We start from the raw sequence: 22,936 nt of genomic DNA, 5'->3' as shown, positions 1-22,936 counted from the left end.
GATCCGCGCGGTTCAGGTGGATCTCCGGCTGCGCGCCAGGTAACGCTGCGCCACCACGACAACGATAAGGAAGCCGCCGCTGACCACCGACTGGTACGAGGAGTTGAGCGAGCCGATCTGGTTGATGAGGTTCTGGATCACGGCGAGCAGCAGGACGCCCCAGAGGGTGCCGCTGATCGAGCCCGCGCCGCCGATGAGGAGGGTGCCGCCGATGACGACGGCGGAGATCGCGTCGAGTTCCATGCCGACGCCGACGATGGTGACGCCGGAGGAGAGGCGGGCGGCGTTGAGCGCGCCGGCGAGTCCGGCGAGCAGTCCGCTGAGGGTGTAGACGAGGATCTTCGTCCGGGCGACGGGCAGGCCCATGAGGGTGGCGGCGTCGCTGCTGCCGCCGACGGCGAACAGCGTCTGCCCGAACGAGGTGCGCTGGAGCAGCAGTCCGCCCGCCCCGAAGAGGGCCAGCGCGACGAGGATCGGATATCCGAAGCCCCAGATGCTGCCCTGGCCGAGCTCGGCGAAGGCGGAGTCCTTGGGCACCAGGTAGGTGGTGGCGCCCTCGTCGGTGAAGGCGAGCAGCATGCCGCGCGCCGCGAGGAGGGTGGCGAGCGTGACGATGAAGGGGGCCATGTTCCCGCGGGCGATGAGCAGGCCGTTGACCAGCCCGATCGCGCCGCAGACCACCAGGGGCACCAACAGGGCGGCGAGGAAGCCCCATTGGGAGGCCCAGGCGGCGAGGACGCCGCCGAGGGCGAAGACGGAGCCGACGGAGAGGTCGATGCCCCCGGTGATGATGACGAGCGTCATGCCGAGGGCGACGATCGCGAGGAAGGAGGCCTGGACGGTGACGCCCCGGGCGTTGTCGACGCTGGCGAACGTGGGGTAGACGAACGAGGCGATGAGGATCACGGTCAGCAGGACCGCGAGGACGCCCTGGCGCTGGAGGAGTTCGCCGATACGGGAGCCGGTGGAGCGCTCGGGTCGGGGTTCGGTGCGCGAGGGGGCGTTCTTGAGCGGCGCCGGCGCCTGGGGGGCCGGGGCGGCTGGTGTGGTGTTCTTCATCGGGACCGACGCTCCCGGGCGACGTAGACGGCGGCGATGATGATGGCCGCCTGGGCGATCTGTGCGGTGGAGTCGGGCAGGTCGTGCTTGACGAGGGTGGCGCGCAGCAGCTGCATCAACAGGGCTCCGGCGACGGTGCCGAGCACCCGGATGGAGCCGCCGTTCAGCGGGGTGCCGCCGACGACGACCGCCGTGATGGCGGAGAGCTCCATGAGGGTGCCGAGCGAGGACGGGTCGCTGGCGGTGAGCCGGGCGGTGGCGAGGATGCCGGCGAGGGCGGCCATCACCCCGCACAGGATGTAGACGCCGATCAGGACGCGCTTGACGGGCAGTCCGGACAGCGCGGCGGCCGAGCGGTTGCCGCCGATGGCGACGATCTGGCGGCCGAAGGTGGTGCGCTGCACCAGGAACGCGACGGCCAGCGCGAGGACGCCCGCGATGAGGACGACCAGGGGGATGCCGAGGAAGGAGCCGGTGCCGAGCGCGAGGATGTCCGGGTTGACGATCTGCTTGAGCTGGCCGTCCGCCATGACGAGGGCCAGGCCCCGGCCGCCGACGAACAGGGCGAGGGTCGCCACGATGGGTTGCAGCCCGACGAGCGAGACGAGCGTCCCGTTGATCGCGCCGACCACCGCTCCGGCGAGCAGCGAGATCAGGAGCGCGGGCACCAGTCCGTAGCCGAGGTAGAGCGGCAGCAGGGCCGCGGCGAGCGCCATGGTGGAGCCGACGGAGAGGTCGATGCCCTCGGTGCCGATGACCAGGGCCATGCCGAGCGCGACGATCACGATGGGCGCGACCTGGACGAGCTGGGTGCGCAGGTTGTCGGCCGTCATGAAGTGCTCGGTGAACACCGCGTTGAACAGCAGGACGACGGCGACGGCCGCGTACACGCCGTACTCCTGGTACCAGGCGGGGTCGCGCAGCCGGGCCAGTGGCTTCACGGGGCGTGGCAGGGTGGCCTGGGTGGTCATCGGGGGTCCTCCTGGCCGGCCGGGACCTTCCCACCGGATTCGGGCGTGTGGTCGGCGAGCACTTCGAGGAGGCGGCTCTCGTCCACCTCGTCGCCGGCGAGTTCACCGGCGACCGCGCCGCCGCGCAGGACGACGATGCGGTCGGCGCCCTCGATCAGCTCCTCGATGTCGGAGGAGATCAGCAGCACGGCGAGTCCCTCGCGGGCGAGTTCGTCGATGAGGCTCTGCACCTCGGCCTTGGCGCCGACGTCGATGCCCCGGGTGGGCTCGTCGAGCAGCAGCACCTTGGGCTCCAGGCAGAGCCAGCGGGCGAGCAGCACCTTCTGCTGGTTGCCGCCGGAGAGTTCGCCGACCTTCTGCTCGGGGCTGGAGGCCTTGATCCGCAGCCGCTTCATGAAGATGTCGACGATGCGGTCCTGCTTCGCGCGCGAGACGATGCCGCCCTTGGAGAGCCGGGGCATGGCGGCGAGCACGATGTTCTCGCGGACGGAGAGGCCGGGGACGATGCCTTCGGCCTTGCGGTCCTCGGGGAGCATGCTGATGCCCGCGCGGATGGCGGCGGCCGGGGTGGGGCGGCCGATGCGCTTGCCGTCGACGGTGATCTGTCCGCCGTCCAGGGGCAGCGCGCCGGTCAGCGCCTTCGCGGTCTCGCTGCGCCCGGAGCCCAGCAGCCCGCCGAGTCCCAGCACCTCACCGGCGTACAGCTCGACGGATATGTCGTGCAGTTGGTGGCGGCGGTCGAGGCCGGTGGCGGTGAGGACGGGGGTGCGGGCGGCGTCGTGTCCTTCGGCGGCGAAGCCGGTGAGGCCGTCGCGGCGGACCTCGGCCATGTCGCGGCCGAGCATCATCGACACCAGCTGCATGCGTTCCAGCGGGGCCAGTTCGCCGGTGTGGATGTGGCGGCCGTCGCGCAGGACGGTGACCCGGTCGCAGATCCGGTAGAGCTCGTCCATGCGGTGGCTGACGTAGAGGACGGCGATGCCCTGGCCGCGCAGGTTCTCGATGACCCGGAAGAGGGTCTCGACCTCGCGGGGCTCCAGCGACGAGGTGGGCTCGTCCATGATGACGACCTGGGCCTGTACGGAGACGGCGCGGGCGAGGGCGACCATCTGCTGGGTACCGATGCCCAGGGTGTGCAGGGGCCGCTTGGGGTCGACGCGGACGCCGAAGCCGTCGAGGAGTTCGGTGGTCTCGCGGTTCATCCGGGCGAAGTCGATGAGCCCGAAACGATTCTTCGGCTCCCGGCCCAGGAAGATGTTGCGCGCCACGCTCATCAGCGGGACGAGGTTCACCTCCTGGTAGATGGTGGAGATCCCGGCCTGCTGCGCCTCGAACGGGCGGGCGAAGCGGACCGGTTCGCCGGTCACGCGCACCTCGCCCTCGTCGCTCTGGTAGACGCCGGTGAGCACCTTGATGAGGGTGGACTTGCCGGCCCCGTTCTCGCCGACGAGCGCGTGGACCTCGCCCGCGCGCAGCGAGAAGGAGACGCCGTCCAGGGCGACGACGCCCGGGAACCGCTTGCTCACCGAGCGGGCCTCGAGAACGGGGTCCGCGACGGCGGCACCGGGACCGGCGGTCTCCGGGTGCTGGGGTGTCGCTTGGGTTGGTGCCATGAATCCTGGCCTTCCGGTGGTACAGGAATGGGGCCGGGCCGCCGGGCGCCCCGGGGGGCGTCGCGGCGGCCGGCCGTCCGGTGGGGTCAGAACGCTCCGCCGAGCGATTCCTTGGCGTTGGCCTCGTCGTACTCGCGGTCGGTGATGATCACGTTCTCGGGGATCGCCTCACCGGCGTAGAACTTCTGCGCGGTGGCGAAGGCGAGCGGGCCGAAGCGCGGGTTGGACTCGATGACGGCGTTGTACTCGCCGTTGACCAGGGCCTGTACGGCGTTGCGGGTGCCGTCGACGGAGACGATCTTGACGTCCTTGCCGGGCTTCTTCCCGGCGGCCTTCAGCGCGGTGACGGCGCCGAGGCCCATCTCGTCGTTCTCGGCGTAGACGGCGGTGATGTCGGGCTTGGACTGGATGAGCTGCTCCATCACCTGCTGCCCCTTGTCGCGGGCGAACTCGCCGGTCTGCTGGGCGACGATCTCCAGGCCGGGGGCCTCGGCCTTGACCTGGTCGACGAAGCCCTTGGTGCGGTCGGTGGTGACGTTGTTGCCGGACGCCCCGAGCAGGATGGCGACCTTGCCCTTGCCGCCGGTGACCTTGATCATCGCGTCGGCGGCGCGCTTGCCCTGCTCGACGAAGTCGGAGCCGAGGAAGGCCACGTAGTCCTTGCAGGCGGTGGAGTTGACCTTGCGGTCGATGGTGAGGACGGGGACCTTCTTGGCGGCCGCCGCCTTCAGCGCGGGCTCCAGACCGTCGGAGTTGAGCGGGGCGACGATGAGGAACTGCGCGCCCTGGGACAGCATGTCCTGGATGTCGCTGATCTGCTTGGACAGCTGGGACTGGGCGTTGGTGGTGAGGAGCTTCTTGACGCCGACCTTCTTCGCCTCGTCCTTGATGGACTGGGTCTCGGCGATCCGGAACGGGTTGGCCTCCTTCTCCGACTGGGAGAAGCCGACCACGGCGTCCTTGAGGTCCAGCTTGGGCGCGCCGTAGGTCTCGAGCTTGCACCCCGCACCGGACGAGGAATCGGGGGTCTTGGCCTCCTGCGCTCCCTGACTGCTGTCGCCGCCCGCGTTGTTGGAGGTCTCCGACTTGGCGCAGCCGGCGGCGGCCAGCGTGGTGGCGGCGAGGACGCAGGCCACGGCGAGGGTACGGGATCGACGCTGGATCATCATGCGCGGAACGCTCCTTGGCGGGTTGACGGCACGCCGATCGGCGTGCGGTCGGGCATGCGGGACGAGGCAGGGGCCGCTCTGCGGCTGGTGCCGCTGCATTCCTCGGACCCCTGCTCCGTACTGCGGGAACAGCGGTCGTGAGAGCCTGCGCGGCCTGTCGGCGGCTCGGTTTACAACGTTATATATGCGGTGCGGCACAGGCGGCAAGGGCGCTGCGGATGCGTTTCCAAAATGTGTCGGCCGAAGGTCGGGGCCCGACCGCGACCGACGGCCCTCCCCACGGCAACGGGCCCTGCGCAAAGGGTGGACACCCGCTCGACACCGTGCTGTCATACCGCCGGACGCCAAATTTTCAACGTTGCAAGACTGGCCCTCGTCCGGCCGCCCCGCCGCGCGACGGCGGTTTTCGGCGTGCGTGCGACCGTCGCCCGCCGCTCCCCGCTCCGGCCGGGCCGCCCTCTGCCCGGCAGCGCCCCGTTTCACGCTCCGCCACAGGTCAGCACCGCCCAGCACCGCCCAGCAGCCCCGCCCTGCACGGCCACGGTGCCGCGCAGCGACCCCCACCGAGCCCGGCCGCGGCACAGGCGGCCGGGGCCGAGAGCAGGAGCCGCACCGATGCCCCTGAACCGCAGGCAGCTCATCACCACGGCGGTGGCCACCGCCGTCGCCACGGGCGCGACGAGCCGGTGGGCGACCGCCGCGACGCCCGACCGCCACCACGCGCCGGCCGCCCGGGGCGGCCACTACTCCCCCAACGCCGCGCCTCTGCATCCCACCGCGTTCCTGAAGCTGCCCCCGGGCAGAGTGACGGCGCGCGGCTGGCTCGCCGGACAGCTCCGGCTCCAGCTGGAGGGCCTGTGCGGCCGGTACGAGGACTTCTCGCACTTCCTCGACTTCACGGCCACCGGCTGGGTCCGCCCGGACCGGGGCGGCTGGGAGGAGGTCCCGTACTGGCTGCGCGGGTACGCCGATCTCGCGATCGTCACCGGTGACCCGAGCGCGCTGGCCGCCACCCGCCGCTGGATGGACGCGATCCTCGCCACCGGGCAGTCCGACGGCTTCTTCGGCCCGCAGGCGCTGCGGACCTCGCTCAACGGCGGGCCCGACTTCTGGCCGTTCCTCCCCCTGATCCAGGCCCTGCGCTCCTGGCAGGAGTACAGCGAGGACAACCGGATCATCCCGTTCCTCAGCAGGTTCTTCCGCTACATGAACGCCCAGGGGCCCGGCGCGTTCGACACCAGCTGGATCGCGCTGCGCTGGGGCGACGGCCTGGACAGCGTCATGTGGCTCTACAACCGCACCGGCGACGCCTTCCTCCTCGACCTCGTCGACAAGATCCACCGGTACGGCGCCGACTGGGGCGACAACCTGGTCAATCCGCACAACGTCAACATCGCCCAGGGCTTCCGCGAACCGGCCCAGTTCGCGCTGCGCAGCGGCTCGGCCACCGACACCCGCAACACCTACGGCACGTACGCGAAGGCCATGGACGCCTACGGCCAGTTCCCCGGCGGAGGCTTCGCCGGGGACGAGAACGCCCGGCCCGGCCACGGCGACCCCCGGCAGGGCTTCGAGACCTGCGGCATCGTCGAGTTCATGGCGAGCCACCAGCTGCTCACCCGGATCACCGGGGACCCGCTGTGGGCGGACCGCTGCGAGGAGCTGGCGTTCAACTCGCTCCCGGCCTCGCTCGACCCGTCGGGCAAGGCGGTGCACTACATCACCTGCGCCAACAGCGTCGATCTGGACAACGCGCCCAAGCGGGACCGGCAGTTCCAGAACCCCTTCGCGATGCTGGCGTATCTGCCGGGCGTCGACCAGTACCGCTGCTGCCCGCACAACTACGGGATGGGCTGGCCGTACTTCACCGAGGAGCTCTGGCTCGCCACCCCCGACGGCGGGCTGGCGGCGGCGATGTACGCGCCGAGCGAGGTGACGGCGAAGGTCGCGGACGGCACGGAGGTGACGTTCACCGAGGAGACCGGCTACCCCTTCACGGACACGGTCGAGCTCACCCTCACCTCGCCGAAGCCGCTGGCCTTCCCGCTGGTCCTGCGGGTCCCGGCCTGGTGCGCGGACCCCGAGGTCCAGGTCAACGGGCAGCGGGTCGCCGCGCCCGCCGGACCGGCCTTCACCCGGATCGAGCGGACCTGGTCCAGCGGCGACAGGGTCACCCTGCGGCTGCCGCAGCGGACGGCCGTACGCACCTGGGCGGACAACCACGACTCCGTCAGCGTGGACCACGGGCCGCTCACGTACTCCCTGCGCATCGGGGAGCGGTACGAGCGGATCGGCGGCAGCGACAGCTTCCCGGAGTACGCGGTCCACGCGACGAGCCCGTGGAACTACGGCCTCGTCCTGGACGCCGCCCGGCCCGCCGCCTCGCTGCGCCACCGCTCCACGGGCCGGGCCCCCGGCGACAACCCGTTCACGCTGGAGGGCACTCCGCTCACCATGACCGCCCGCGCCCGCCGGATCCCGGAGTGGTCGGCGGACGACGAGCAGGTGGTCGCACCCCTCCGGCCGAGCCCGGCGCGCTCGACCGAGCCCGTCGAGGAGGTCACCCTCGTCCCCATGGGCGCGGCCCGGCTGCGGATCACGTCCTTCCCGACGGCCGCCCCGGACGGCGAACCGTGGCGGGCGGACCGCTGGTACCGGATCGCGAACCGGCACTCGGGCAAGGTGCTGGGCATCGACGACATGTCGACCGGCAACAGCGCGCATGTGGTCCAGTTCGGGGACACGGGGACGGCGGACCACCTCTGGCGGCTGGTGGCCAACGGGGACGGCTGGTACCGGATCCGCAACCAGCACTCCGGCAAGGTGCTGGGCGTCGACCTGATGTCCACCGCGAACAGCGCGCACGTCGTGCAGTTCGACGACAACGACACCGCCGACCACCTCTGGCAGCTCGTCCCGGACGGAGACGGCTGGTACCGGATCCGCAACCGGAACTCGGACAAGGTGCTCGGCGTGGACGGGATGTCCACGGCCGACAGCGCGCACGTCGTCCAGTACGACGACAACGGGACGGCCGACCATCTGTGGCGGCTGCTGTGAGAACCCCCTGACGTTCCGCCCCCCTTCCCCCCTTCCCGTACACCTACCGCCCGCTACTCCCCGTACAACCATGAAAGGGATGTTCAACCATGCGACCAGCACCCGCACCGCGCCGACGCACCTGGTGGCGGAGATTAACGGCCGCCACCGGCCTGCTCGCCCTGGTGGCCACCGCGCTCGTGGGGACCGGTATGTCCCCGGCCGTCGCCGCGCCCGCCGCCTGGGAGCCGAAGCCGGCGCCCATGACGACGCCGTGGACCGACCAGGTCCCGGTGGACAAGCCGCTGCCGGAGTACCCGCGCCCGCAGCTGACCCGCCCCGACTGGACCAACCTCAACGGCATCTGGGACTTCGCGGTCACCGGCCGTGACGCCGGGCAGCCGGCCTCCTTCCCGGAGCAGATCCGGGTCCCGTTCGTCGCCGAGTCCGCGCTCTCGGGCATCCAGCGCCGGATCACCGAGAACGACAAGCTCTGGTACAAGCGGACCTTCACCGTCCCCGCGGACTGGGACGACCGCCGGGTCACACTGCACTTCGGGGCCTCCGACTGGCAGACCACGGTCTGGGTCAACGGCACCGAGGTCGGCGCGCACAAGGGCGGCTTCGACTCGTTCGCGTACGACATCACCCCGCAGCTCAACGGGGGTACGAACACCGTCGTGGTCTCCGTGTACGACCCGAGCCAGACCGGCGGCCAGGCCGTCGGCAAGCAGCGCATCAACGACGTGAAGCCGCATCCGGGCGGCGGGATCTTCTACACCGCGGCCTCCGGCATCTGGCAGACCGTCTGGCTGGAACCGGTGGCCGCCGCCCACATCACCCGCCTCGACATGACGCCGGACCTCGGGAACAGCACCCTGCGGGTGAAGGTCCAAACGGCGGGCGCGGCGGGCAGGAACGCCCGGATCACCGTCTCCGACGGCGGTACGGTGGTGGGCACGGCGACCGGCGCGGTGGACGGGGAGATCTCCGTACCCGTACCGGATCCGCGGCTGTGGACCCCCGAGGATCCCTTCCTGTACGACGTGCGGGCGGACCTGCTCGACGGGTCGGCCGTCACCGACACCGTGGGCAGCTACACCGGCATGCGGTCCGTGGGGATCGCGAAGGTCGACAACATCCTGCGGCCGGTGCTCAACGGGGAGTTCGTCTTCCAGAGCGGCACCCTGGACCAGGGGTACTGGCCGGACGGCATCTACACCGCGCCGAGCGACGAGGCGCTGAAGTTCGACCTCCAGGCGCACAAGGACCTCGGCTTCAACATGGTCCGCAAACACATCAAGGTGGAGCCGCAGCGGTGGTTCTACTGGGCGGACAAGCTGGGTCTGCTGGTGTGGCAGGACATGCCGTCGATGGACACCGGCAAGGTGCCGGACGGGCCCGCGCGCACCCAGTGGGAGACGGAGTACCGCACCATCATCGACCAGCACCGCAGCTCGCCGTCGGTGGTCATGTGGGTCAACCAGAACGAGGGCTGGGGGCAGTACGACCAGGCCCGGATCGCCGACGAGGTCAAGGCCCAGGACCCCTCGCGGCTGGTCAACAACATGAGCGGGGTCAACTGCTGCGGCTCGGTCGACGGCGGCAACGGCGACGTGGTGGACAACCACATCTACGTCGGCCCCGGGAACACCGCGCCGAGCGCCACCCGGGCCGCCGTGCTGGGCGAGTTCGGCGGGCTCGGCTACAAGGTGCCGGGGCACGAGTGGTATCCGGGCGGCGGCTTCAGCTACGAGGACCAGCCGAGCATCGCGGCTCTCGACAACCGCTTCGTCGGCCTCCTCGACAGCATCCGGGTCGGCCAGCTCCCGGCCGGGCTCTCCGCCTCGGTCTACACGGAGATCACGGACGTCGAGAACGAGGCGAACGGGCTGCTGACCTACGACCGCCAGGTGATGAAGGTCGACACCGCCCGGGTGAAGGCCGCCAACCAGGCCCTGATCCAGGCCTCCCGCGACCCCGCTCCCCCGGTGGACCTCCCCACCGGGCAGTACCGGTCGCTGCGGGTCACGACGCCGGGACACACCACCAAGCACCTGCGCCACCACGACGCGCTGGCCTCCACCGAGGTGGTCGACAGCGGGAGTCCGGACGTGCTGAAGGCGGACGCCACCTGGAAGATCGTCACCGGCCTCGCCAACGGCAACTGCTACTCCTTCGAGTCCCGGAACTACCCCGGCGAGTTCCTCCGCCACCGGGAGTTCCGGGTGCGCCGCGACGCGAACGACAACTCCGCGCTGTTCAAGGTGGATGCCACCTGGTGCGCGGTCGCGGGGAACGGCGGGGTGCGGTTCACCAGCGCCAATCTGCCCGGCAGCTATCTGCGCCACATCGACTCCGAGGTGTGGCTGGCCACTCCGGGGGGCGGCAGGGCCTTCGACGACCCGGCCCTGTTCGCCGAGGACACCACCTGGGCGGTGGACGCGCCCTGGGCCCCGTGATCCCCGGGGGCAGGTGAACCGGTGACCGGCCGGCCCGGCGGCGACGGAGAAGGGTTCCTCCGTCACCGCCGGGCCGGCTCCGTGGGGGCTCAGAGCCCGCCCGGGGCCCCCGCGCGGTCCGTCCGCGGCGAGCCGTGCGACCCCGGGATCAGAAGCGGTCCGGGGCGCGCTCCGGGAGCGGGGACCCGGGGAGCACGTCCCGCTTCCGGTTCTGCCGTGCCTCCGCGTTCGACTCGGCCGTCGCCTTGCAGGTCACGTCCTTCGCGGGCAGCTTGCCGGTGAGCAGATAGCGGTTGACCGCACCGTCCGTGCAGGCGTTGCCGCTGGGGTAGACGCCGTGGCCCTCGCCGCCGCGGACGGTGACCATCTTCGAGCCCCTCAGCTGGGCGTGCAGGGCCTGGCCGCTGGGCAGGGGCGTCTGCGAGTCCCACTCGTTCTGCACGACCAGGGACCCGACCTTGTTGTTCACCTCGGTCGCCGGTTCCGCGGAATCGCCCCAGAACGCGCAGGGCTTGATGCTGGACGCGAAGTCACCGAAGACCGGATAGCGGCCCCGGTCCGCGATGGCGTCCCGCCGGTAGCTCTCCGGGTCGCGGGACCACGCGGCGGAGTTGTCGCCGCACACCACGGCCCAGAAGCTCGCCGAGCCGTTGTCGGCGGGCGTCCCGACGGCCGCGCCCGCCGCCCCGCGCCCTTCGGGCCGGGTGAACGCCCCGAGCTTCTCCGGCGCGACGGGCTTGCCGTCCGCCGCCTTCTTCAGCTCCACGAACGCCTCGGTGGCGGACTGCGGGCTGAAGACGGCCCCCCGCATACCGCTGCGGATGTCGTCGCCGGTGACCAGCTGCCCGTCCAGCTCGATCGGCTTCTCCCCGGCCCGCGCGACCAGGTCCCAGAAGGTCGCCTCGACCTTCTTCGGGGTGTCGCCGAGGCCGTACTTCGCCGAACGCTCGGCGGCCCATCCGGTCCACCGGTCGAACGCGGGCTCGGCGCCCTCCGCCCACCACTGGATCATCCCCCGCCAGGCGCGTTCCGGGTCGACCGCGCTGTCCAGCACGAACCGGTCGGCGCGCTTCGGGAAGAGCTGGGTGTAGACGGCGCCCAGGTAGGTGCCGTACGAGTAGCCCACGTAACTGATCTTCTTCTCACCGAGGACCGCCCGGAGCAGGTCCATGTCGCGCGCGGTGTTGCGCGTGGTGATGTGCGGGAGGGTGGCGCCCGCCTTCTCCCGGCACTTGTCCGCGAACGCCCGCGCCCAGGCGACGTCGTCGTCGAACGTCTCCTCCTTGTACGGTCGCAGCCAGTTCTCCTCCTCGGGCTCCAGATCGCAGGAGACCGGGGTGCTGCGCCCCACCCCGCGCGGGTCGAAGCCGATGAGGTCGTACTTCTGCCGCGCGGACGCGGGGAGCGACTGGGCCATCCCCAGCGGCATGTACAGCCCCTCTCCCCCCGGGCCGCCGGGGTTGGAGAGCAGAACACCGTGCCGCTTGCCGGGCGTGGTGGCCTTGATCCGGGATATGGCCAGGTCGATCCGCTTGCCGCCGGGCTTCCGGTAGTCCAGCGGGACCTGGATCGTGGCGCACCGCAACTCCGCCGGGGCGTCGGCTTCGCACCTCTTCCACTGCGGCTTCTGCTTCGCGTACCGGTCCAGCACGTTCGTGCCGGCGGTCGACGGGGCGGCCGCCGGAGCGGCGGTGGCCGTCGAGGTGGCGAGCGCGGGGGCCAGCGTTGCCGTGATGCTTACCGCCAGCAGGGGCACGAGACGTCGTCTGCGCACGATATCGATCCTTCCGGTCACAGGTTCGGACAGGAAAGATCATTCAGGAAACGGTCAGGCGTGCGAATCCCCCGCCGGGCCGCTCCTGCCTCCACCCCGGGGATGACGCAACAGGGCTCCATGGTCCGCGAGTTGTAGGCGGGGCAGCGGAAAGGGCCCGCTCCCGGCGCCGGTCCTGCGGCGCCGGAAGCGGACCCCGGTCCTTTCGTTACGGCTTCGCTCAGCCCGTCACGGCTTCTGACGGCCGTGGAGCGCGGACACCTCCTCGGCGGTCAGGGCCTTGTCGTACACCCCGACCTGATCGACGGAACCGTTCCAGAAGTCGCCCTTGGCGCCGTCGTACTGGGCCCGCCCGACGGAGAGCGGGCCGGTGCTCACATCGGCCGGCCCGGCCGCGGTGGTGGCGACGGGCTTCCCGTCGACGTACAGCGTGATCTCGTCACCCTTGCGGACCCCGACGAGGTGGTACCACTGACCGGTCTCCGGGGTGATCTCCAGGCGGGCGCGCTTGCCGCCCGGGGTGGAGAAGGCGAACCCGCCCTGTCCGTACTGGAGGTAGAAGGGGTTCTCGGTGCGCCGGCCGTCCTGGCTGACGACGGTGGCGAAGTTGCCCGGCACGGCGTCCAGCGAGGCCCACGCGGAGACCGTGTAGTCCTTCGTGGTGTCCACGACCGGACCGGCGCTCTGCGCGTACTGCCCCTCGCCGTCGAACTTCAGCGCCGAGCCCTGTGCGCCCGGGGCCCAGGAGGCGCCGCCCTCCAGGGCGAGGTGCGCCTTGTTGGGGCCGCTGTCGCGGGCGGTCGCGCCCTTGTTCTCGTCGAGCGACCAGGAGCCGCCGCCCTTCAGCTCGTCGCGCTCACCGGCGTTGGCTCCGGCGGCGATGACCTGACGGTTGATCTCCCGGACCTTCTTCGGGTCGACCTTGATGTCGCGGCGGTCGTACGTCCAGAGCCCGTTGAGCTCGTTCTCCAGGTCGCTGACCTGGGTGTAGACAGAGCCGGACAACTCGGCCCCGGCGGCGGCGAGATAGTACGTACGGGTGTTGTCGACGTACTTGGCGGTGAGGGCGGCCTTGTCCGCGACCCCGCTGTAGATGTTGGCGGGGGCGCCCGGCCACATGTGCCCGGGGGTCCGCAGCGTGAAGCCGCCGTGCTCGCCGTCCATCGCGGCACGGTGGTCCGGGAACGGCGCGTCGTTGTTCACGTAGTCGTGGTGGTCGATGATCTCGCCCTTGCCGGAATCACCCTTGGACGCACAGCAGTTGACTCCACTGTGCGCGTTGACCACACGGGACGGGTCCAGCGCCTTGACGTCCTCGGCGATCTTTCCCGTCTCCGTCCGGTCCCACTCGCCCCAGCCCTCGTTGAAGACGATCCAGCCGCTGATCGAGGGGTAGTTGTGGAACTGCTTCATCAACTCCTTGCCCTGGGTGAGGAAGGCGTTCTTGCCGGCGTCGTTGTCGATGTCGGCGTTGACGAAGTCCTGCCACACCAGCAGTCCGAGCCGGTCGGCGTGGTAGTACCAGCGCGGCGACTCCACCTTGATGTGCTTGCGTACGGCGTTGAAGCCGAGGTCCTTCTGCGCCTTCAGGTCGAAGGTGAGGGCGGCGTCGCTGGGCTGGGTGTACAGGCCGTCGGGCCAGAAGCCCTGGTCGAGCATGGCGAGGGAGAAGAACGGCTTCCCGTTGAGGACGAGCTTCTGGTAGCCGCCCACCTTGTCGATCTTCAGCTGGCGCATCCCGAAGTAGCTCTCGACGCTGTCCTTGGAGCGGCCGTCGGCCAGGGAGACGTCGAGGTCGTACAGGTAGGGGTCGTCCGGGGACCAGAGGCGCTGGTTCTTGACGGTCAGGCTGAGCTCACGGTTGGCCGGTCCGGTGACCGTGCCGACGACCTTGCCCTTGCGGTCGCGGGCCACGGCGGTGATCCGGGCGTCGGCGGAGGCCTTCGCGGAGTTGACGGTGACCGCGAGGCGGCCGGTGTCGATGTCCGGGGTGGTGGTCAGCGAGTCGATGGCTGCGGGGGCGACCGGCTCCATCCACACGGTCTGCCAGATACCGGAGGTCGGGGTGTAGACGATGCCGCCGGGGTTGGTGGACTGCTTGCCCTTGGGCTGGTTCGGACCGGTCTTGTCGGTGACCGCGACGACGATCTCCTGGGGACCGCCGCCCTTGAGCGCGTCGGTGATGTCGGCGGTGAACCCGGTGTAGCCGCCGGTGTGTTCGGCGACCTTGGTGCCGTTGACCCAGACGGTGGACCGGTAGTCGACGGCGTCGAAGTTGAGCTTCAGCCGCTTGTCCTTGCCGGACGCGCCCCGCCCGACCGACCAGTTCTTCGGCACGGTGACGAGCTTGCGGTAGAACATGTGGTCCTCGTCGCGCTCCAGGCCGGAGAGCTGGGACTCGACCGGGAACGGCACGATGATCCGCTCGTCGAGCTTCTTGCCGAAGACCGGCTTCTCGCCCTCGGTGGCCCCGGCGAACTCCCAGGGGCCGTTGAGGTTCTTCCACTGGTCGCGAACCTGCTGCGGCCGGGGGTACTCGGGCAGCGGGTTGTTCACGTCCAGCTTGTCGCCCCAGGTGGTGGTGAGGCGGTGCGTGGAGAGGTTCTTGGCGGTGCGGCCGATCTCCGGGACGGTCTCGGTCCCCGACTTGAGGCCGCCCTGGCCGTCGTAGACGACCTTGACGCGCTGGTCCTTCTGGACGGGCGCGGCGAGGTCGATGATCAGCGCCCGGGGGTTGTCCGAGGCCCGGTTCACCGACTTCACCGGCATCGGCGAGGTGTCGACCTCGATCTTGAGGTGCTCCTTCACCTTCCGGTAGTCCGAGACCCGGTCGCGGAAGGTGGCCTGGAGGCGCTTGCCGTTCTTCGCGACGCTCAGGGCGACCGGATAGACCTCGAAGTCGGCCGGCGGGGTGAACGCGGACTCGGGCACGATCTGCTTCTTGAGGGTGTCGGTCCCCCAGCGCAGGAACATGCTGGCGCCGCCGATGTCCTGGAACATCTCCAGCTTGAAGTCGTGCTTCTCCCCGGCCTTCAGAGAGATCGGAGCGCTGTTCTGCTCCTTGTCCCAGTCCGGCTCCCAGTGGTCGATGACAACGTTTCCGTCGAGGTAGAGCCGGAAGCCGTTGTCGCCGATGGCGGAGAACGTGTAGTCCCCGGTCTCGGGGGCTTCGAGCTGCCCCGTCCAGCGGGCCGTCGTGTGCTCGGTCTTGCCGGTCGCCGACTCGAACGTCCCGGTGAGCCCGGGGAAGTTGATCTCGGGGTCCAGGGACGTGGCGCCGAGTTCGGCGAAGTCACGGGCCCCCGGGGCGGACATGCTGAAGTACTCGCCCTTCAGCCCGTGGACATCGGTGACCGGGTCGTCGGCCGTGAAGGCCTTCGCGGGGGCTCCGGCGGGTACGGCGGGTGCGGCGGCCGCCGTCGGGACCAGGGTGGCACCGACCGGTATGAGCAGCGCCGCAGCGCAGGTCAGGGCCCTGAACAGGGCACGGGGGCGCGGATGTTGTCGTCTCAAGGCGTCGTCCTCGTCGAAGAGCCGGGGGTGCCTCGAACCTGAGAGGCACTGCACATAGTCGAACATTGAGCCACAACACCAAACACTGCACAACGGTCGTGCACACAGAATTTTCAACGATAGAAAGCACTTCCTCGCGCCGGGGCGGCCACCGCGGCCCGGACGGACCGGCCGGAGCCGCCGATCGGCGGGGAGCACCCGACGGGCGGCCCGCCCCGGCCGCGCGACGGACGGTCCGGGCCCTCCCGGCGACAGAAATCAACACCATGGCGACAACTCCCCCGATCGTCATCACCAGGTTGTACAACTGGGTTATGGAAATCACCGATTTCGGGTACAACCGAGCTATGACAGCCGAAGAGGATGCGCGTCACCGCCCCACGTTCCTGACCGAGGAACAGGCCTCCAGAATGTTCGCCGGTATGAACGAGGTGATTCGCGCGGGCGAGGAGGCCCGGCGACTGCGCAGCGAAATGATCACCCTGTTCGCCGGCCTCGGCTGGACCCAGGACAGGATCGCCCGGCTCACCGGCCTGAGCCAGCCCGCCGTGTCCAAGCAGGTGGCGAAAGCCCGGCCGGGCGAGCCGGCCCTCCTGCCCGCGGTCACCCTCGACCAGCACGACACCCCCTGGCTCGAGGGGCGGCTGTGGGGCCTGGCGGAGGAGATCTCCGAGGCCCTCCACGGAACCGCCCGCTGCACACGCCTCGCCGACACCCTCGGCCGGGGCGGGAAGCGGTTCACGCCGCAGAACGTCGACGCGCTGCGCCGGCTCGTCGAGGAGGACCTGACGGAGCGCCGGGCGGAACTGCCCGGCAGTCATCGGAGCGCGTACGACACGATCAGCCGGGGGCTCGACGTTCCCGCGCGGACGGCCGTCACCGGCTCGGCCACGGTGCGGCGCACCCTGGCGCACCGGATCCAGCGGGACCTGCTCGGGGGCGGGGACTGAGCCGTTCGACGGACCCTGCGCACTTTCCCCCGCCGATTTCCATGAAATCCCGTTTCGGGGGTACCCGGACTCCAGTCAGAAAGCTCACATGACGGGGTGGACGCTATGAACGACCGTATTCTGATGACGTTTTCACCGGACGGCGAGACCCGTACCGATTTCGTCTGCCGGCCGGAGAAGGCCGCCGACGCGCGGGACGCGGTCAGTACCTTTGTCGCGCGGCTGTACCCCGCACCGACCTCGCACACCGTCCAGAACCTCCTGCTCCTCGTGTCGGAGCTGGTCGCCAACGCCGTCCGGCACGCGGGGGCCGTCACCGCGCTGTGGCTGACCGCGGACCGCCGGGGCGTCCATGTCCGGGTCACGGACCCGAGCCCGGCGCACCCGCAGGACCGGACGCCCGACCTGACCGGCCTGACCGGCGGATTCGGCTGGCCGATGGTCCAGCGGCTGGCCCAGGACGTACGGGTCCACCAGGCGGCGGGCGGCGGGAAGGTCATCCTCGCGACCGTGCCGCGCTGAAGCCTGGCGACCGTGCCGCGCTGAAGCCTCGCGACCGTGCGGCGAGCTGAGACCTGGCGACCGTGCGCGCCGAGGACGAGCGCCTCGAAGCGCCTCCACGCCCCTGCGGCGGGGGTGACCGCACCCGACGGCGGGCGCCGATCGGTGCGTCTCGGTAGAATTCAGGCATGGGAGAGCGGCCCGCGACGCCGACTGCGCCCGAACTCGTACTGGAGACCGATCTGGGCTCCACGGTGATGAGTCCGAGCCGGGACTATCACGTCGGGCGCGACCCCGACAGCGATGTCGTCATCGATGACATCCGGGTCTCCTGGCACCACGCGGTCCTGCATCCCGAGGCCGGTCACTGGACCATCGAGGACGAGGACAGCACCAACGGCACCTACACCGGTGGCCGGCGCATCCACGCCTCGGACGTCGGCGCGGGCAGCGAGATCCGTTTCGGCAATCCGAGCGACGGGCCGCGCGCCGTCCTGCTGGGCCGGGAACCGCCCGCCCCCACTCCCTCACCCGCCCCCGCCGCGGACCGCCCCTCGGCCGTGTCGATGCCCGCGGCGACCGGCACGTTCCGGCAGCCGACGACCGTACGTCCGCTGCCCTCCAAAACCGTGCGCATCGGCCGCGACACCGGCAACGACCTCGTCATCGACGACCTGGCGGTCTCCCGCCGCCATGCCGAACTGCGGGCGCTCGCCGACGGCACGTACGAGATCGTCGACCTCGGCAGCCACAACGGGACCTTCCTCAACGGTCAGCCGGTCGCCCGCGGGCCGGTCGGCGCCGGTGACATCGTCGGCATCGGCCACTCGGCGTTCTGCCTGGTCGGCGACGCCCTCCAGGAGTTCGTGGACACCGGTGAGGTGTCGCTGGACGTCCAGGATCTGGAAGTGACGGTCGGCCGGGCCGGAAAGGGCGGCAAGACCCTGCTGGACCGGGTCTCCTTCCCGGTCGGCGAGAAGTGCCTGCTCGGCGTGGTGGGGCCCAGCGGCGCGGGGAAGTCCACGCTGCTCAACGCCCTCACCGGACAGCGCCCGGCCGACAGCGGCACGGTGCTCTACGACGGCCGTGACCTCTACCGCGACTTCGCCGAGCTGCGCCAGCGCATCGGCCTCGTCCCGCAGGACGACATCCTGCACTCCCAGCTGACCGTGCGTAAGGCCCTCGGTTACGCCGCGGAGCTCCGCTTTCCGCAGGACACCGCAAAGGCCGAGCGGCAGGCGCGGGTCGCCGAGGTGATCCAGGAACTCGGCCTCGAACAGCGGGCCGACCAGCCGATCCACTCGCTCTCCGGCGGCCAGCGCAAGCGCGTGAGCGTGGCCCTGGAGCTGCTGACCAAGCCCTCGCTGCTCTTCCTGGACGAACCGACGTCGGGGCTCGACCCCGGTATGGACCGCTCGGTCATGCACATGCTGCGCGGGCTGGCCGACGACGGCCGCACCGTCATCGTGGTCACCCACAGTGTGCTGAGCCTGGAAGTCTGCGACCGGCTGCTCGTCCTCGCGCCCGGCGGCCGGATCGCCTACTACGGCCCCCCGGAGGACGCCCTCGCCTTCTTCGGCTTCGCGGAGTGGCCGGAGGCGTTCGAGGCCTTCGAGAACGACCGCAACCGCGACTGGGCGGCCACCTACGCCGACTCGCCCTTCCACCGGCAGTACATCGTCAACGCCTCCGCCCAGCCCCGCCTGCCGGCGGCCGCGCCCGGAGCGCTCGTCGCGCCGCCGCCGAAGACCCGCAACTGGGGTGCGCAGCTGCACACCCTCGTGCGCCGGTACGCCTCCGCGCTGAGCGCGGACCGGACGTTCCTCATCATCATGATCGCCCTGCCCTTCGTCATGGGGGCCATGGCCCGCGCGCTGGCGGGCAGCCGGCTCACCCAGGAGACGGCGATGAACGCCCTGCTGATCCTGTGCGTGGGCGGAGTGCTGACCGGAGCGGCCAACGCGGTACGGGAGTTGGTCAAGGAACGGGTGATCTACCAGCGGGAACGGGCCGTCGGGCTCTCCAGATCCGCGTACCTGATGTCGAAGATCGTGGTGCTCGGGACCGTCACCGTCCTCCAGGCCGTGGTGCTGACCCTGGTCGGTCTGGTGGGCGTGGATCTCAACGCGCCCGGCGGCGAAGGGGTGTTCCTGCCACCACTCGTGGAGATCACGCTGGCCGTGGCCCTGTTGTCCTTCACCGCGATGATGCTCGGCCTCCTGGTCTCCGCGCTGGTGCGCAAGGAGGAGGTGACGATGCCGTTGCTCGTCCTCCTCGCCATCGTCCAGGTCGTCTTCTGCGGCGCCCTGCTCAAGCTGAACGGCATCCCCGGGGTGGAGCAGTTGTCGTGGCTGGTGCCGTCGCGGTGGGCGCTCGGGGCAATGGCCGGGACGATCGATCTGGCGCGGATCGTGCCGGGCGAGCTGACCTCCGATCCGCTCTTCGGGCACTCGGCGGGGGTCTGGCTGCTCAACATGGGCATGATGGCCGTCCTCTCGCTCGTCTTCGGATACGTGGTCGTGAAACTGCTGAGACGGCACGAGCCCGCGGTCATGCGGAAGTGAGGCGGTTCCATGGCGACCCCGGAATTCCGTCCCACGCACGTCGTCCCGCCGGACGGGCTGCCGGCCTGGGAGTCCCCCGACGTCGCCCGGCCCACCGACCCGCTGGACCCCCTGCTCCCGGTGCAGTTGCAGGACCGGCGCGGGGACTGGGCGTATGTGGCCTGCTCCAACGGCTGGTCGGCCTGGGTCGACGGGCGGCTCCTCGTCTCCGTACCGGGGACGCCTCCGGCCGCCGGGGCGCCGCTCGCCCGCACCGCGGACCCCCGACCGCTGCTGGCCAGGGCCGAGGAGTCACTCAGCCGGTACCGCCGCGCGGCCCAGGACCTGGCCGAGGGCCGCAGCGACGGGGAGGGCTTCAGGCAGAAGACGCGCGGGCTGCGGGTGGGGATGGTGGTGGACGGGGAGTCGGTGTGGCTGTACGACGCCGAGCACGAGCGGTGGGTCTTCTGCGACGGGACCCACCTGAGCACGTACGCGGCCCAGGCGGGCCCGGGAGCGGCGGGCCCGGCATCCGGGGAGGCGGGCGTGGCGACCCCGTCCCCCGAGCCCCCGCGGAGGACCACCGGCGAGGAGCCGGAGCCGACCCGCGTGGTGCCCCCGGACGGCCCGGAGCCGACCCGCGTCGTGCCCCCGGACGATGCGGATCCCCCGCCCGTCGGTCCGCCCGCCGGCCCCGAGCCGACCCGCGTCGTCACCGCAGACCCGCCCGAGCCGACCCGCGTCGTCCCCGCCGACCCACCGGAACCCACCCGCGTGGTCACCCCGGACGGCCCCGAACCCACCCGCGTCGTGCCCCCGGACAATGCGGATCCCCCGCCCGTCGGTCCGCCCGCCGGCCCCGAGCCGACCCGCGTCGTCACCCCTGACCCGCCCGAGCCGACCCGCGTCGTCCCCGCCGACCCACCGGAACCCACCCGGGCGATCACCGTCGCCGGGCCCGACGAACCGCCCGGCGGCGGGGCGTCGGGGGATGCCGGGCGGTGACGGCCGATGGCGCCGCCGCCTCCCCCGTCGCACGACGCCGGGCTCCCCACCGGGCGGGACGACGAGCTCGTCGGCAAGCGGATCGCGAGCTACCTGGTGGAGGCCGAGATCGGCCGGGGCGGCATGGCGGTCGTCTACCGCGCCAAGGACCTGCGGCTGGACCGGATCGTCGCGCTGAAGCTGCTCGCGCCCGAGCTGGCCCGCAACGACACCTTCCGGCAGCGGTTCACGCACGAGTCGCGCGTGGCGGCCGCGATCGACCACCCCCACATCGTGCCGGTGTTCGAGGCGGGCGAGACGGAGGGGCTGCTCTACATCGCCATGCGCTTCGTCGCGGGCGCCGATCTGCGGGTCCTGATCGACCGGCGCGGGCCGCTCGACCTGACGGCCGGGGTCCGGATCGCCGCGCAGGTCGCGTCCGCGCTCGACGCGGCCCATGACCACGACCTGGTGCACCGGGACGTGAAGCCGGGCAACATCCTGGTGGCGGCGGGCACCGACAGCGACCATCCGGAGCACGTGTATCTGACGGACTTCGGGCTGACGAAGAAGTCGCTGTCGCTGACCGGGTTCACCACGGTCGGCCAGTTCGTCGGCACCCTCGACTACGTGGCGCCGGAACAGATCTCGGGGCGGCCCGTGGACGGGCGGTGCGACGTGTACAGCCTCGCCTGCGTCGTCCAGGAGACCCTGACCGGTGCGCCGCCCTTCCAGCGGGACGACGACATGGCGCTGCTGTGGGCCCACCAGTACGACCCGCCGGCCCCTGCGAGCGGACTGCGGCCCGGACTTCCCGCCGCCGTCGACGGCGTACTGGCCAAGGCGCTCGCCAAGTCTCCGGAGGACCGTTACGAGACCTGCCTGCGGTTCGTCGCCGCGCTGCGGGCCGCGGCGGCGGGCATCGGGCCCGGCGAGCACGCGCCGACCCGGGTGGACGCACCGGCCGGTTCCTGGTCGGCGGCCCCCGAACCGCCGCCCCCGCCGCCGCGCTGGGCCGCCCCGGTGTTCCCGGGCGTCGGCTGAACCGACGGCGGGTAAGGCCGGGTCAGGCGTCGGGCCCCGCGCCCGGGACCTCGCCGCGCCGGTGCACCCGGCTGGCCGCGAGGCCGCCGAGGAAGCCGGCGACCAGGCCCCACAGCACCGCGAACCCGAGCGCCGTCCACAGCTTCGGGCGCAGCGACACCTCCCCGCCGAGACCGCCGCCGAGGTCTCCGAGGCCCAGGAGGGACAGTCCGTAGTGGGCGGAGATCCGGGCGGTGAGGCAGATGAACAGCACGGTCAGGGCGAGCGCCACCGCCATGTGGACCGCGTGCTGCCACAGCCGCGTCCGGGCGGGCGAGCGGACCGCCATGAGGAAGGCGGCCGCGAGCACCAGCACCGCGACGACGACCACGAGCCAGCGGACCCGCCCGTCCTGTTCGACGAGGGTGCCCAGATCGAGGGTGGAGAGGTCCGGGGTGCGCAGGACGGAGTCGAGCACCTGGGGCATGGGCAGGCCGAAGGGGCCCTCGACCTTGCCCTCCCAGGACGCGCCCAGGCCGAGGGTGAGCGCGAGCCAGACCAGGTTGGGCAGCCCGAGAAGGAGCACCGCGGCGGTTTCGGCGGGGTGCCCGCGCGTGATCATCACGACGAGACCGGCGAGGACGCCGAGCGCGACGGAGGCGAGCAGCAGCGCCACCATGGCGAACGCGGCCGGGCGCACCGCTTCCTGGAAGCGCACCAGCCGGGCCGGGAGCGGTGCCCGGCGCGAGACGAGCAGGGCGAGCACCAGGACCCCGGCCAGCCACAGCAGCCCGAAGACCAGGGTGAGGGGGATCTCCGCCCGGAATCCGACCTTCGGGTCGTCGCCGAGAAGGTCCCCGGCTCCGCTGCCGGTGAGGTCCTCGGCCGAGAGGGTGAAGGTGTGCCGGGCCACCAGCGCGAGCACGATCAGCGCGACGATCCACAGGGCGGCGACGCGGCCCGCCCAGCCGGCCAGTTCGCGGCCTCCGGCGACGGCCCGGTGGCGCAGGGGGCGCAGGAATCCCCGGGCGATCAGGAGTGCGCCCATCAGGGACACCGAGAGCGGCAGGACCGAGAGGTCGGCCTGCGTCCCCACGAGGGAACCGGCGTCCCCGGAGAGCCCGACCGAGCCGCCCGCCGCCATCACCACCACCGCGGCGACGACGGCCGGGAACGCTCCGCCGGGCAGCCCGGCGGCCCCGGCGGCCCACAGGCCCAGGGCCGCGGTCACCACCATGGCCAGCACACCGGTGAGGACCGCCAGGAGCGCGTCGCGCCAGCCGTGCGGGGTGCGTGCGCTGGTCTCGTCTTCGTTCGCCCGGACGTTCACGCTTG

Annotated in this window: 14 protein-coding genes; 7 read left to right on the top strand and 7 right to left on the bottom strand. The window is 71.3% G+C overall.

Annotated features, from left to right (window positions below):
* Positions 1-12: 12 nt before the first annotated feature.
* The 4 genes from ACH4UK_RS21980 to ACH4UK_RS21965 form a co-directional block, all read right to left on the bottom strand.
* Positions 13-1,059, bottom strand: a complete 1,047-nt coding sequence (locus ACH4UK_RS21980) for an ABC transporter permease (protein WP_398358679.1) — start codon at positions 1,057-1,059, stop codon at positions 13-15.
* A complete protein-coding gene (locus ACH4UK_RS21975) occupies positions 1,056-2,030 on the bottom strand; it encodes an ABC transporter permease (protein WP_398358677.1) in 975 nt (324 codons plus the stop codon). Before ACH4UK_RS21975 ends, ACH4UK_RS21980 begins: the two co-directional genes overlap by 4 nt.
* On the bottom strand, positions 2,027-3,643 hold the full coding sequence (locus tag ACH4UK_RS21970; RefSeq protein WP_398358675.1) for a sugar ABC transporter ATP-binding protein: 1,617 nt from the start codon (positions 3,641-3,643) through the stop codon (positions 2,027-2,029). The genes ACH4UK_RS21975 and ACH4UK_RS21970 overlap by 4 nt, the downstream gene beginning before the upstream one ends.
* 86 nt (positions 3,644-3,729) lie before the next feature.
* Positions 3,730-4,812 carry an ABC transporter substrate-binding protein gene (locus ACH4UK_RS21965; RefSeq protein WP_398358673.1) on the bottom strand — a complete coding sequence of 361 codons (1,083 nt, stop codon included), beginning with the start codon at positions 4,810-4,812 and terminating at the stop codon, positions 3,730-3,732.
* Positions 4,813-5,427: 615 nt separating this feature from the next.
* Here ACH4UK_RS21965 and ACH4UK_RS21960 point away from each other — a divergent pair.
* Both ACH4UK_RS21960 and ACH4UK_RS21955 read left to right on the top strand, forming a co-directional pair.
* The gene (locus ACH4UK_RS21960) at positions 5,428-7,872 is read left to right on the top strand and encodes an RICIN domain-containing protein (protein WP_398358671.1); all 2,445 of its coding nucleotides are present in this window, start codon (positions 5,428-5,430) and stop codon (positions 7,870-7,872) included.
* An 89-nt stretch (positions 7,873-7,961) separates the two neighbouring features.
* Complete coding sequence (locus ACH4UK_RS21955; RefSeq protein WP_398358669.1) at positions 7,962-10,313, top strand: AbfB domain-containing protein; 2,352 nt, start codon at positions 7,962-7,964, stop codon at positions 10,311-10,313.
* Between the two features lie 148 nt (positions 10,314-10,461).
* Here ACH4UK_RS21955 and ACH4UK_RS21950 read toward each other — a convergent pair whose 3' ends face one another.
* Both ACH4UK_RS21950 and ACH4UK_RS21945 read right to left on the bottom strand, forming a co-directional pair.
* Positions 10,462-12,087: an alpha/beta hydrolase gene (locus tag ACH4UK_RS21950; protein WP_398358668.1), complete on the bottom strand. Its 1,626-nt coding sequence runs from the start codon at positions 12,085-12,087 to the stop codon at positions 10,462-10,464.
* A gap of 228 nt (positions 12,088-12,315) precedes the next feature.
* Complete coding sequence (locus ACH4UK_RS21945; RefSeq protein WP_398358667.1) at positions 12,316-15,666, bottom strand: LamG-like jellyroll fold domain-containing protein; 3,351 nt, start codon at positions 15,664-15,666, stop codon at positions 12,316-12,318.
* Positions 15,667-15,947: 281 nt separating this feature from the next.
* Here ACH4UK_RS21945 and ACH4UK_RS21940 point away from each other — a divergent pair, with 281 nt between their 5' ends.
* The 5 genes from ACH4UK_RS21940 (at position 15,948) to ACH4UK_RS21920 (ending at position 21,622) form a co-directional block, all read left to right on the top strand.
* Positions 15,948-16,550 (top strand): sigma-70 family RNA polymerase sigma factor, encoded by a 603-nt coding sequence (locus tag ACH4UK_RS21940; protein ID WP_398358666.1) that lies wholly within the window; start codon positions 15,948-15,950, stop codon positions 16,548-16,550.
* A gap of 105 nt (positions 16,551-16,655) precedes the next feature.
* Positions 16,656-17,072: an ATP-binding protein gene (locus ACH4UK_RS21935; RefSeq protein ID WP_398358664.1), complete on the top strand. Its 417-nt coding sequence runs from the start codon at positions 16,656-16,658 to the stop codon at positions 17,070-17,072.
* A 167-nt stretch (positions 17,073-17,239) separates the two neighbouring features.
* Complete coding sequence (locus ACH4UK_RS21930) at positions 17,240-19,615, top strand: FHA domain-containing protein (RefSeq protein ID WP_398358662.1); 2,376 nt, start codon at positions 17,240-17,242, stop codon at positions 19,613-19,615.
* Positions 19,616-19,624: 9 nt separating this feature from the next.
* Positions 19,625-20,599, top strand: coding sequence for a hypothetical protein (locus ACH4UK_RS21925; protein WP_398358660.1), 975 nt, complete (start codon positions 19,625-19,627; stop codon positions 20,597-20,599).
* A gap of 6 nt (positions 20,600-20,605) precedes the next feature.
* On the top strand, positions 20,606-21,622 hold the full coding sequence (locus ACH4UK_RS21920) for a serine/threonine-protein kinase (RefSeq protein WP_398358658.1): 1,017 nt from the start codon (positions 20,606-20,608) through the stop codon (positions 21,620-21,622).
* Positions 21,623-21,644: 22 nt separating this feature from the next.
* Here the strand turns inward: ACH4UK_RS21920 and ACH4UK_RS21915 are convergent, their stop codons facing one another.
* Complete coding sequence (locus ACH4UK_RS21915) at positions 21,645-22,931, bottom strand: streptophobe family protein (RefSeq protein ID WP_398358656.1); 1,287 nt, start codon at positions 22,929-22,931, stop codon at positions 21,645-21,647.
* Positions 22,932-22,936: the final 5 nt, after the last annotated feature.

The sequence above is a fragment of the Streptomyces sp. NPDC020884 genome, assembly GCF_044333935.1.
Lineage (GTDB): Bacteria > Actinomycetota > Actinomycetes > Streptomycetales > Streptomycetaceae > Streptomyces.
Note: the sequence above shows the minus strand (reverse complement) of the source record. Positions and strands in the feature narration are given on the sequence as shown.

Bases quoted from the DNA above. Each gene is read 5' to 3' on its own strand.
- ACH4UK_RS21980 (WP_398358679.1), bottom strand. From the start codon at position 1,059: ATGAAGAACACCACACCAGCCGCCCCGGCCCCCCAGGCGCCGGCGCCG.
- ACH4UK_RS21940 (WP_398358666.1), top strand. From the start codon at position 15,948: ATGACAGCCGAAGAGGATGCGCGTCACCGCCCCACGTTCCTGACCGAG.
- ACH4UK_RS21935 (WP_398358664.1), top strand. From the start codon at position 16,656: ATGAACGACCGTATTCTGATGACGTTTTCACCGGACGGCGAGACCCGT.
- ACH4UK_RS21925 (WP_398358660.1), top strand. From the start codon at position 19,625: ATGGCGACCCCGGAATTCCGTCCCACGCACGTCGTCCCGCCGGACGGG.
- ACH4UK_RS21945 (WP_398358667.1), bottom strand. From the start codon at position 15,666: ATGTTCGACTATGTGCAGTGCCTCTCAGGTTCGAGGCACCCCCGGCTC.
- ACH4UK_RS21975 (WP_398358677.1), bottom strand. From the start codon at position 2,030: ATGACCACCCAGGCCACCCTGCCACGCCCCGTGAAGCCACTGGCCCGG.
- ACH4UK_RS21965 (WP_398358673.1), bottom strand. From the start codon at position 4,812: ATGATGATCCAGCGTCGATCCCGTACCCTCGCCGTGGCCTGCGTCCTC.
- ACH4UK_RS21960 (WP_398358671.1), top strand. From the start codon at position 5,428: ATGCCCCTGAACCGCAGGCAGCTCATCACCACGGCGGTGGCCACCGCC.
- ACH4UK_RS21920 (WP_398358658.1), top strand. From the start codon at position 20,606: ATGGCGCCGCCGCCTCCCCCGTCGCACGACGCCGGGCTCCCCACCGGG.
- ACH4UK_RS21970 (WP_398358675.1), bottom strand. From the start codon at position 3,643: ATGGCACCAACCCAAGCGACACCCCAGCACCCGGAGACCGCCGGTCCC.
- ACH4UK_RS21955 (WP_398358669.1), top strand. From the start codon at position 7,962: ATGCGACCAGCACCCGCACCGCGCCGACGCACCTGGTGGCGGAGATTA.
- ACH4UK_RS21930 (WP_398358662.1), top strand. From the start codon at position 17,240: ATGGGAGAGCGGCCCGCGACGCCGACTGCGCCCGAACTCGTACTGGAG.